Origin of the sequence: Megasphaera jansseni (assembly GCF_047974155.1) — a bacterium.
Classification (GTDB): Bacteria; Bacillota; Negativicutes; order Veillonellales; family Megasphaeraceae; genus Megasphaera.
This window is the reverse complement of the sequence record NZ_JBHYRR010000036.1, coordinates 18445-29274: the sequence shown is the minus strand read 5'-3', so window position 1 is coordinate 29274 and position 10830 is coordinate 18445. Positions and strand designations below refer to the sequence as shown.

Genomic DNA, 10830 nt, shown 5'->3' with positions numbered 1-10830 from the left:
GAACTACGAACGAAAAACTTTTAAGTTGAAGGGGCCTCGCATGATGGCAAAAACCTTCGTGCGACAGCCCCTTTTTACGAACCACGAACCACGAGCCACTAAACTCACTTCAGCAAGCCTTTTTCGGCGACGAAGTCAGAGACCATGTCGGCTGCGGTGGCCGTGATCTTGATGCAGTGCTTGCGGTATTCCGGCGTACCGAAGCTGAGGGTGTTGAGGGCCCGGCAGCAGGTGGCGCCGAAGTGTTCTTTGAAGCGGTCATGGAATTCACTGGTGTATTTGTAGACTTCGGGCAAGGGCTTTTCATCGGGCGTGAGCCGGCCGACGAGGGCGCCGATGACCAGACAGGCGCCGCTCAGGGCCCCGCAGACACAGCCGGACCGGCCGATGCCGCCGCCCATGCCGGAAGCCATGCGGATGGCTACGTCCGGAAGCTGGAGGTTCATCGTGTCGTTACAGGCCTTGAGGACCGATTCGATACAGTTATTGCCCTGTAAATGATATTGTTCTGCTAATTTGTATTCTCTTTCCATGATGATCTATCCTTTCTGAAATTAACTGCGGCCCTCGCCGTCCTTGAGGTCGTCGGCGATCTTATGGAGGACCTTCTTGGCCTGCTGGCGGCGATGCCAATACCACAGGCCGCCGTAGACGATGGCGATGACGATGAGGACGATGGTCAGGCGCATGGAATGTTCTTCCATCATGACCAGGTCGTGGCCGACCAGGACCTCACAGGCTACGGACGGCAATTTGCCGATGAAACAACCCAGGATATAGTCGCGGTAGCTGATATGGCTCAACGCCCCCAGGGCCGTAACCAGGCCGTTCGGCGAATATGGGACGGCCCGGGCCAAAGTCATGGCCTGCCAGGTACTGTAATGGTCGAGCTTACTGAGCATCCGGCTCTTTTCGATGACCTTCTTGGCCTTGTTGCGGAACAGGGTCCGCATAAAGAAAAAGCTGATGATGACGCCGATGGTTTCGGCCACCCAGGAAACGGCCGTTCCCCCAACGACGCCGAAGACGACGCCATTAGCCGTAGAAATGAAGATAGACGGCAAAAAGCCGACAATGTTGATGACGATATCGATGATCATGCTGACCAGGACGGCCCAGACCCCGAAAGAGCGCAGATAAGCGATAGTTCCCTGCATGTTGCCGCTCGTCGACAACTGCCATACCGTGCTGTAAAAGTCCGGGATGGCCACGTAGATAGCGGCCAGCATGACGACCAGCATAGCAAAAAAGGCGATCTTAATGTGTGTTTCATGAATCTGTTTCGTAGTCATGTTATGCCTCTTTCTGCTTCCGTTCCTGCATCCTGGCCATTTCAGCAATCTTATCGTGCTTGAGCTTGGTCAGGTACATGGACCCGCCGATGATGAGTACGCCGCCGGCAACAGTCAGACCGGTCAGGATTTCCCCAAAGATGACGAACCCCCAGAGGGCGTTGAAGAAGACGCCGATATAAGAGACGAAGCTGACGACGACCGGGTTGGCCGTCGCATAGGCATTGGTCATCCAGATCTGGGCGATGACGCTGAACAGGGCCAGGCCGCCGTAATAGATCCAGTCCCCCTGCGCCGGCATGACAAAGCCGCCGGTCAAGGCCATGAGAACAATGCCGGACAGGGCCGCACAGACCAAAAAGTACAGGACCACTTCATAGGGATGATGGTGGCCGGATCCAGTGAGCTTGCTGACCGTCGTATAGGCGCCGGCCGCGAAGATGGCCTGCCCCAGGGCGAACAGGGAATAGACGTTGAAGGACGAAAAATTCCAGGGCCGGACGACGAGGCAGCCGCCGATGAAGATGACCAAGAGCGGCAGCTTCGACCCAGGCGGCAGGACTTCTTTGAGGAAAATCGCCGCGAAGAGCATGACGAAGAACGCCGACAACTGGGAAATGATGGACACATCGGCCAGGGGCATGCCGCGCAGGGCATAGAAAATGCAGATCATGCCGATGCCGCCGAGGACACCGCGCAAAGTCAGCGTCGGTATATCCCGTTTCGACAGATGTACGTGCTGGATGCGCATGAGCCCTAATATCAGAAGGGCACTGAGGAAGCCGCGGAAGAACGCGATTTCCCCAGTGCTCGTCGTATAGGATAATTCTTTTACGATGACATTCTGGATACTGAAGGCCAGCGCCGATAAGATTGCGTAAATAACACCTTTACTCAAACCGAGGGCCTCTTTCCTAGTGCTTGGCCGCAATGGCGTCGACGAAGGACAAGACGGCTTTCTTCATGTCTTCCTTGTCGATGGAGTCACTGAAGCGGACCGGTTTATCCTTGAGGTCAGCCAGGGGCTTGGGCAGGGCGATACCGGTCACGCTGCTGATGTCGGCCAGCATGTCGAAGGGATCGTCGCTCTGGCGCAGCGCCAAGGCTTCGCAGATGACCGGCGGGAACTTATAGGGATGAGCCGTCGCCATGATGACCGTGTGACGGCCTTCGTCGAGGCCCTGGCGATGGCGGTTCATGCCGACGCCGTAAGCGACGGCCGTGTGCGGGTCGAGAAGATAGCCAAAATCGTTGTAGACGTGGTTGATGACGGCTTTCGTTTCGTCGTCGTCGATCCAGCCGCCTTCGAATTCCTGACGCAGTGTCTTCAATTCATCAGCCGACACGCTCATCTTCCCCGTTTCCAGGAGGTCCTTTTCCCACTGGGCCACCTTGGCGGCATCTTCTTTAGCGACATAGAACAAGAAGCGTTCAAAATTACTCGACAAGAGGATATCCATGGACGGGCTCGATGTCGTATAGAAGTCGCGGTTCATGTCATAGACGCCGGTTTCAAAGAAGTCGGCCAGGACCTTGTTCTGGTTGGAGGCGCAAATCAATTTGCCGATAGGCACGCCCATCTTCTTGGCAAAATAGCCGGCCAGGATATTGCCGAAGTTCCCCGTCGGGACGATGACGTCGAACGGTTCGCCTTCGCTGATGGCGCCGTTATCGACGAGGGAGACATACGTCGATACATAGTAGGCGACCTGCGGGAACAAGCGGCCGATATTGATGGAATTGGCGCTGGAAAAGAGGACGCCTTTATCATTGGCATAGGCATTGACTTCGGCGCTGGTGAAGACGCGTTTCAAGAAGCTCTGGGCATCGTCGAAATTGCCATAAATGGCCGATACCTTGACGTTATCCCCTTCCTGCTTCTGCATCTGCTGCTTCTGCATGGGGCTGACGCCTTCGCTGGGATAAAAGACCATGATATTCGTGCCGGGGACGTCCTTGAAGCCTTCCAGGGCCGCCTTGCCCGTATCGCCGCTGGTCGCCGTCAGGATGAGGATATCCCGGTCTTCTTTTTCCTGTTTCTTGGCAGCCGTCAGTAAATACGGGAACAACGACAGCGCCAGGTCCTTAAAGGCCAGGGTCCGGCCGTGAAACAATTCGGCAATGGATAAATCCGTATCGATGGAATGGAGCGGTACGATGCGGTCATCGCGGAAGGTCGTATCATTATAAGCCGAAGCGATCATCTGCTTCCGTTCTTCTGCCGTGAAATTCGTAAAGAAATAGGATAATACGGCTTCGGCAATCTCCTGATAGGACTTGCCAGCCAGTTCTTTATAAGACAGGACCTTTTCCGGGAACGATTCCGGCACATAGAGTCCTCCGTCCGCAGCCAGCCCATGCAAGAGCGCATAAGACGGCGAAACACATTCGTCAGATCGTGTACTTCTAAAATTCATCGATGAAATCCCCCTTTTCAGCTAACTTCATAGAATAGCTATAAGTATTTCTATTATAAAGGGAAATAGCCACCTTGTCCACTATTCTATGGATTCGCAGGCCGCGATGTAGAACCGTTCATCGTAGGTCGTTCGTCGTTCATCGAATTTTGGGCCTGACGGCCCCACCGTTCGCCTCGAGTACCCCTCGACTCGTGAAAAAATAGTGGCTCGTGGTTCGTGGCTCGTGGCTCGTGGCTCGTGGCTCGTGGCTCGTGGCTCGTGGCTCGTGGTTCGTGGCTCGTGGCTCGTAAAAGCCTGCCATTATAATCGAATGGGATGTGATGAAATCTCACAGCGGGCCGCACAAGGCTCCCTTTATAGGGGAGCTGGCCGCCAAAGGCGGTCTGAGAGGTTAAAGGTCGGCCCCTACGCACAAGGCCGATGGCCGTGAATTTTTTTGGTCCGCAGGACCGCGGTGGAACCGCATCCGTAGGGGCGCCACGTGGGGCGCCCGCTACGCGCTGAAGGCTTCCCGAAGCGTCGTTGTTAGTTTGAGTCTGACGCCGCGCAGCGGCATTTGAGTCCGAGGCGGTCTGCCGCCTGCGACCTGCGGCCTGCGATTTCCCATTACTGCCTCATATGGACGCTGGCGGTCGTTCCGCCGATAGCGATGCCCTGCATGGTCCTGTGCTTTACGGCCGGACAGGGGCAGTGCCCGCTTCGCCCACATTCCGGGTACGGCCTGATAGGCAAGAGGACGGCGCTGGCTCTCTGTAAGATGAAAATGAGTTTCCTTTTATCGAGGTTCCTCAAAAATCGTAGTATCCGGTTCATTCTCGTCTCCTTTCTCTTATTGTATCTTAGACATATACAGCGTAATGACGCCGCGTTTATCGAGCTTCATATAGGTCATGTATCCGTCTTTCCGTTCCAAGTCTCTCTGACGGTCGGTCATGCAGTTAGAGATTTCCAACTGGTTCCGTTCGATGACGGACAGGCTGATTTCCGGGAAAAAGCTGCGGGCGAATCGGATGATTTGTTCCGACAAGTTCATCCCTTCGATGGGACGCCCTTCCAGCAAGGCATTCCGCGTATCTTTCAGCCGATTGATGTGGCGCTGGGGCACGGTCTGTGCCGGTCCGGCCTGAAAGGCCTGAGGACGGCGGTTTTCACGGACGATGGCGTACCATTCTTCCATGACTTCGGCAATGGACGGCTCGAACTTACATCGTTTTAGCAAGCGATGCAAAAGAGATTCCGCTTGTTGTGCTGTCATCGTTTCGGGCAGCATTTCTTCGAGCATCTTCAGCTTGTAATCGTTGCAGCTTCTCTCTCCGGGCTTCATGTAACACCGCATCAAGGTGCTCGTAATATTCTCTCTGGTTACGTGCATAAGCATCCTCCTTCTTCATAGGATGGCCGTTGCTGTTCTTGAGGATGGCCTGGATATACTTGATGTTGTTGACCCCATTGTCATGGGCCAGTTCGATGGCAATACAGGTCGCTTCACTGCCCCATGCGATTTCCAAATCGACCAGCTGTTGGGCAAACTCGCCCTGCATGGGGCCAAAGAGTTCCTGGTATTTCTGGACCGATGCGTATTCACGCATGGTTTTCGGCGTCGTCACGGGTTCGCTTTTGTAAACATTTTGTTCTATCGCAGGTGAAGTGGCTGCTGTATCCATCGCTTTATCTGACGGCCGAGCCAGCCGCTGCCTCTCACGATAACGGCGGACCCGTTCTTTGGTCTGTTCCCGCTTCCTCTCATCGCGCTGGAAATCCTGCAGTTCATCCCAGATGGCGATACGGATCATGCCGTTCTCGTCACGTTCGATGAGCCCCAGTTTTTCTAACAAAGCGAATCCTTTTTCGATAAATGGCCGGCGGCGGTGCAGGCACTTGGCAATGAGCTGTGTCGTCATGGCTTCCCGGTCCGACACGTAGACAAAGCCATTGTCGTTAACCGTTCCGGCCATGTCCTTCAGGAAAAACCATAACACGATATACGAATCGCCGTTCGCCTGATTCATCAGATATAAAATACGGGGATCCGAAAACAATCCTGTCCTGGTTTTCAGCCATTGCAGCTTCTTCATTGCACACACCTCATTTCCGTTTGGCTCTTCCGGCCTTCTATCTATATAAGAGAAAAAATCCACCCGCTGCGGACATCCTCTCTAGATTTTTTAGTCTCCTCTTCTTTCTTTTTCTCCTCTTCTCTTTTCTTTAATAGGTAACGCGTTACAAAGGCACGGGGAAGCAGAAAAAAAGCGGCTGTCGCATTAAGCCAAAATGCATAATGCAACAGCCGCTTCCGGGATATGTACGATTTCCCGACCCACTTGCTAGAAAAATTGTCCCAATTCCCAACGGGTCGCCCACGTGGCGACCCCTACAACTCCAAACTATATCCTCCTACCACGCCGCAGGCAGCCAGCCACAAAGGCTGAGGATGGCGTAGATGCCGGCGCTGGCAAAGAGCAGGACGACCAGTCCCTGCATGATGGGATGGGCGATCCAGCCGCATTGCCAGCACGGTGCCTTATCGCCGTGTTTACGGGCACTGCGCAGCATGAAGACCGGCAGGATGGACATGATGATGCCGCCGAAGGTGCCGGCGCTGAAGATGGCGTTGACGAAGCCGACGAGACCGCTGTAGGCCAGAAAGACCGGCGGGATGACGATGAAGGCCAGGCAGGCCGCCCGCGTGCGGATGTCCGTTTCCGACTTGAAGCCCAGGCGGTCGATCATGTTAGTCAAAAAGCTTTCGGCAATGGCCCAGAACGACGTCAGCATGGCGCAGAAGGCAAAGGCATTGACGATGACGAAGAAGACCGGCGACCCCAGGGCGCGGCCCCAGGACAAGGACGCGACTTCCGAGATTTCATCGACGGGCAGCATGAGGAAGACCGCCAGCGGGACCAGGGCCAGGATGACGAAGGAAATACCGGCGCCGGCCAGGATGGACGGGACGAGTTTCCCCGGTTCATGTGTAAAGCCCCGGGAAATTTCCGGTACGATGTACTGGACGGCATAACAGAAGACGGCGATGTTAAAGACCGGCACGGCATACATCCAGTGGGTATAGAGGATATCTGCGACAGGTACGCGGGCCGAAAAAAGTGACGCGCCGACGAGGAGAATAAGCATGGCCGTCATACCTGAACTCAAATATTTCTCTGCTACCCCGGTAGCCTTGAGGCCCAGCCAGACGACGCTCGTCGCCCCGAGGGCGAAGAGGCAGCTGGCCATTTCCAGGGAGATGCCGAAGAATTCGCTCAATATCTTGCCGCAGCCGCTGGTATAGGCGATGAGGCTGCAAAAGGACGTGGCCCCGACGGAAAAGAAAATCAGCCAGGAACCGACCTTGCCGACGTACTTTTCAGCCAGGCCCGACAGCTGTAAGGGCCTGGTGGTGCGCAGCGTCGCTTCAGCGACATAGAGCATGGAGATGATAGAAAAAAAGCCTGCTACGACAAGCCACGTAAGCAGGACGGGCCAGCCGGCATTGCGACTGGCAAAAGCTAAACCTAAAACACCGGAACCTATGGTAGACCCGACGACCATCATCGTAGCCTCCATAAACGTAAGACGATGTACCTTGAGAGCCGCCTCTTTTTTCGCAGCTCCCGCCGATATAGTGTCCAACTCGTTCACATATTCCATGAAGAAAAAACCTCTTTTCGTGTGAAAATATGTTACCTGATGTCAGCATGTCTTGACCATTATACCATACCTGCATAGGGATTCCAAGAAAAATCCTGCCATCTTTGGATACAGACAGCAGGAATCGCCATGGCATATGTCGAAATGATATAATAAAGATGATAAGGAGGGATTCATATGGCTGAATTAAAAGATAAGAAAAACAAACAAGCTGCTCCCGAAAAAGACATCGCTGCGGAAAAGGAATTGACGATCCTCCAGCCCGGCGCCGTCCCGGAAGAAGAGGACGACCCGGAAGCGCCCTATCTGGCTTCCGATATGTATCAGCGCATCGTCGCCTTGATCAACAATTTTGAATCGGGCCTGCCCGACGACATGCAGGCCGGCGGGCGCCTGGTATCAGCTGGCGATATCACCTTCAGCATCCAGGACATCGGCTACTGGGACCCGAACATGATCGTATTCTACGGGGAACTCTCTGACGGGTCGGCGGTCGAACTGGTGCAGCACATTTCCCAGCTCAACCTGCTCCTCGTCGCCGTCCCCCGCCACGACGACATCGAAAAGCCGCGCCGCATCATCGGCTTCAACCGCAAGAACGAACCGGACATCGCCACCGACCCGGAAGACTGACGTCTCAGGCTTTCGGCAGGGTACTGACGGAAATGGCCGCCGGTTTGGCCGGACAGTGATATTCGCAGGAACCGCAGCCGATGCAGTGCGACGCATCGACATGGGGATAGCTGCGGCCGTCGTTGTTTTCGACCATGGTAATGGCCTGGACCGGACAATGGCGGGCGCAGTTGCCGCAGACGATACCGTCGCGGGCGATGAGGCAATGGAACTGGGCATAGCGGGCGATGCCGATTTTCGTCCGTTCCTTTACAGCCAGGTCCAGCGGGCGGATAGCCCCGGCCGGACAGGCCTGGGAACAGAAATTGCAGTTATAGACACAGTATCCCCTGGAAAAATCCATATAAGGCTGGCCTATCCGCATCACGCCGTTCTCTAACACCGAAGGGACCAGGACGCCGCTTGGACAGCGGCTGACGCACAAGTGGCAGGCCGTACAGCGCTGGGCAAAGGCATCGGCCGCGACGGCCCCTGGCGGCAAGATACCCTTTTTCCCCTTCCCCGTCCCTATCAGGGCCGGCACAACGGTCTGGCTGCGGGCCAGGCCCGCGGCGACGGTACCGACGGCGACGGCTGTCGTAATCAGCATATCCCGCCGGCTGATGCCCTCTTCTGTCGAAGGCTGCTTCACAGGAAGGGGCCGGGAAAAGGTCAGGGCTCCTTTGGGACAGACCGCCAGGCAGTCGAAGCAGTCGACACAGCGGCTGGTATCGATGAAGCCATGAGCGACGTCGATACAGGCCGAACGGCACGTCTTTTCACAGGCTCCGCACTGGATGCAGCGGCTGCTGTCGATGACCGGCCGGAAGAGGCTGTAACGGCTGATAGTTCCCAGCAGCGTACCGACGGGACAGAAAGTCTGGCAATATGCCCGGCCATAGCGCCAGGCCAGGACGGACAGGACGAGGAAATAAGCCCCGGCCAGGGCCATGGCAGCCAGCGGCGGCCAGAGGATATCCGTCTTGCTGAGTGCCGGGATCCAGCCGTGGCTTTCGTTGAACCCGGCCAAAGCGTTCCAGCCATAAGCGGCTGGCAGACCCAGTCCATCGTGGACGATGCGGCCAAAGATACTGTACGGGTCGACGAATCCCAGAAAGCCAGACAAGCCGGCCAGGAAGGCCAGGCCGGTCCACATCAATATACCATAGCGCATGATGCGCCATTCCCGCCGGAAAGCAAATTTCCGGCGATTTTTTTTGCGCCTTTTGGCCAGCCAGAAGACGAAGTCCTGGCTGATGCCCAAGGGACAGAGGACACTGCAATAGATCCGTCCCAAGAGCAGGGTCAAGATGACGAGGACGGCAATGACCCGAAGATTCCCGGCCAGGAGAGCCGGCAGGAACTGCCATTGCGGCAGCACAGGCGCCACGATGCCGCCAAAGGTCAGGACCATGACCCCCATCAGGAGCCAGGCTAAGACGATACGGCCCCGTTGCAGCATGTTCCGCATCTATATTACCCCCTTTCCCGTATCCCGCCCGAAATATTGGACGACGTCGTCTATGGCCCGCACGTATTTAGGGATGTCGATATGCTGCGGACATTTGGGCAGACAGCGGCCGCAGGCCGTACAGCGGGAAGCACGCTGAGGCCGTTCCAAATGATTCTGATAATGGGCCAGGAAGGCTTTCTCCTGCGCTGTCGACACTCCCTGGGGATGGTCCACGTCGATTCCGGCCGGTTCACCATAACGGTTATAGATATGGAAGACTTCGGCGATGTCGACGCCGTAAGGGCAGGGTTCACAGTACCGGCAATACGTGCAGGGAATGGCCCCACTGCCGGCTTCCTTCCCCAGGGAGCGCTGGATGGCCCGTTCTTCGGCAGCCGATAAAGGCTGGAAATCGCTCAGGGTCCGGATATTGTCCAAGACCTGTTCCAAATTGCTCATGCCTGAATTCATGGTGATGACTCCTTCTTTGGAACCGACCCAGCGCAGGGCCCATGAAGCCATGCTGGCCTCTGGCAGCTGCTGCTTCAGGATGGCTTCGGCTGACGGCGACAGATTGGCCAGGTTGCCGCCCTTAACCGGTTCCATGACGAAAATGGGGACATCCTTTTCCCGGCACTTGCGGTACAGGTCTCCAGCCTGCCGGCTGCCTGACGGCGCTTCGCCCGGTTCGTTCCAGTCGGCATAGTTGAGCTGGATCATGCAGAAATCCCAGGTATACTGGTCCATGAGATATTGGAAAAACGGCACGTCGCCGTGGAAGGAAAAGCCCAGGCAGCGGATGCGGCCCCGGGCTTTTTCCTGGCGGAGATAGTCCAGGATGCCATCCTGGATGTACAACTCATCGAACTGGTCCCGGCTGGTCAGGGAATGGAGCATGTAGTTGTCGAAATACGATACCTGACAGCGGTCGAGCTGGGTCTGGAAGATATCTTTCGCCTGATCGAGCCCCGTCAATATCGGCGTCGGCATCTTATCGGCCAGATAGACCGTATCGCGGGGATATTTCTGCAAAGCCTGGCCGATGAAGGCTTCTGATTTACCGTCGTGGTAGAACCAGGCCGTATCGAAATAGTTGATGCCATGGCGATAGGCAAAATCGACCATCTTTTCCCCTAATTCCTGATCGATTTCCCGGCCCGACGCCGTAAACGTCGTTGGCAGGCGCATACAGCCGAAGCCTAACAGGGACAAGTCTTTTCCCAGGGGCTTATAATAGCGTGTCGCCACCTTCCCCAAGTCTTGCCCGGCTTCCCCGGCCGCCTTATCGGCGTCGAGAAAGGCCAGGATATCTTTGCGTTTCAGAAAAGCCCCGCCGGCAGCGACCCCAGCCAGTCCGCCACCGAGGAGTTTCAAAAAAGTCCGCCGGCTCATATCATGATGCATCCTA

At 55.9% G+C, this 10830-nt stretch carries 10 protein-coding genes; 1 reads left to right on the top strand and 9 read right to left on the bottom strand.

Going from position 1 to position 10830, the window contains the following annotated elements:
* Nucleotides 1-104: 104 nt before the first annotated feature.
* From ACE418_RS11915 to ACE418_RS11885, 7 genes are all read right to left on the bottom strand, one after another.
* Nucleotides 105-533: a C-GCAxxG-C-C family protein gene (locus tag ACE418_RS11915; RefSeq protein ID WP_416450813.1), complete on the bottom strand. Its 429-nt coding sequence runs from the start codon at nt 531-533 to the stop codon at nt 105-107.
* 21 nt (nt 534-554) lie between these two features.
* On the bottom strand, nt 555-1292 hold the full coding sequence (locus ACE418_RS11910; RefSeq protein ID WP_416450811.1) for a TVP38/TMEM64 family protein: 738 nt from the start codon (nt 1290-1292) through the stop codon (nt 555-557).
* A gap of 1 nt (nt 1293) precedes the next feature.
* The gene (locus tag ACE418_RS11905; protein ID WP_416450810.1) at nt 1294-2190 is read right to left on the bottom strand and encodes a DMT family transporter; all 897 of its coding nucleotides are present in this window, start codon (nt 2188-2190) and stop codon (nt 1294-1296) included.
* Between the two features lie 16 nt (nt 2191-2206).
* Nucleotides 2207-3709 (bottom strand): threonine synthase, encoded by a 1503-nt coding sequence (gene thrC / locus ACE418_RS11900; RefSeq protein ID WP_416450808.1) that lies wholly within the window; start codon nt 3707-3709, stop codon nt 2207-2209.
* An 832-nt stretch (nt 3710-4541) separates the two neighbouring features.
* Complete coding sequence (locus ACE418_RS11895; RefSeq protein WP_416450807.1) at nt 4542-4889, bottom strand: hypothetical protein; 348 nt, start codon at nt 4887-4889, stop codon at nt 4542-4544.
* Nucleotides 4890-4914: 25 nt separating this feature from the next.
* Entirely contained in the window at nt 4915-5721 is an 807-nt protein-coding gene (locus ACE418_RS11890) for a phage replisome organizer N-terminal domain-containing protein (RefSeq protein ID WP_416450805.1), read from the bottom strand.
* A gap of 385 nt (nt 5722-6106) precedes the next feature.
* Entirely contained in the window at nt 6107-7273 is a 1167-nt protein-coding gene (locus ACE418_RS11885) for an aromatic amino acid transport family protein (RefSeq protein ID WP_416450804.1), read from the bottom strand.
* Between the two features lie 261 nt (nt 7274-7534).
* Between ACE418_RS11885 and ACE418_RS11880 the strand changes: the two genes are divergently transcribed.
* Nucleotides 7535-7990, top strand: a complete 456-nt coding sequence (locus ACE418_RS11880; RefSeq protein WP_416450803.1) for a DUF6173 family protein — start codon at nt 7535-7537, stop codon at nt 7988-7990.
* Nucleotides 7991-7994: 4 nt separating this feature from the next.
* On the opposite strand, the gene ACE418_RS11875 is transcribed toward ACE418_RS11880, so the two are convergent.
* The gene (locus tag ACE418_RS11875) at nt 7995-9440 is read right to left on the bottom strand and encodes a 4Fe-4S dicluster domain-containing protein (RefSeq protein ID WP_416450802.1); all 1446 of its coding nucleotides are present in this window, start codon (nt 9438-9440) and stop codon (nt 7995-7997) included.
* Nucleotides 9441-10826, bottom strand: a complete 1386-nt coding sequence (locus ACE418_RS11870; RefSeq protein ID WP_416450801.1) for an aldo/keto reductase — start codon at nt 10824-10826, stop codon at nt 9441-9443.
* Nucleotides 10827-10830 lie beyond the last annotated feature (4 nt).

Bases quoted from the DNA above. Each gene is read 5' to 3' on its own strand.
- ACE418_RS11915 (WP_416450813.1), bottom strand. From the start codon at position 533: ATGGAAAGAGAATACAAATTAGCAGAACAATATCATTTACAGGGCAAT.
- ACE418_RS11910 (WP_416450811.1), bottom strand. From the start codon at position 1,292: ATGACTACGAAACAGATTCATGAAACACACATTAAGATCGCCTTTTTT.
- thrC (WP_416450808.1), bottom strand. From the start codon at position 3,709: ATGAATTTTAGAAGTACACGATCTGACGAATGTGTTTCGCCGTCTTAT.
- ACE418_RS11890 (WP_416450805.1), bottom strand. From the start codon at position 5,721: ATGAATCAGGCGAACGGCGATTCGTATATCGTGTTATGGTTTTTCCTG.
- ACE418_RS11880 (WP_416450803.1), top strand. From the start codon at position 7,535: ATGGCTGAATTAAAAGATAAGAAAAACAAACAAGCTGCTCCCGAAAAA.
- ACE418_RS11885 (WP_416450804.1), bottom strand. From the start codon at position 7,273: ATGGAGGCTACGATGATGGTCGTCGGGTCTACCATAGGTTCCGGTGTT.
- ACE418_RS11875 (WP_416450802.1), bottom strand. From the start codon at position 9,440: ATGCGGAACATGCTGCAACGGGGCCGTATCGTCTTAGCCTGGCTCCTG.
- ACE418_RS11870 (WP_416450801.1), bottom strand. From the start codon at position 10,826: ATGCATCATGATATGAGCCGGCGGACTTTTTTGAAACTCCTCGGTGGC.
- ACE418_RS11895 (WP_416450807.1), bottom strand. From the start codon at position 4,889: ATGGAAGAATGGTACGCCATCGTCCGTGAAAACCGCCGTCCTCAGGCC.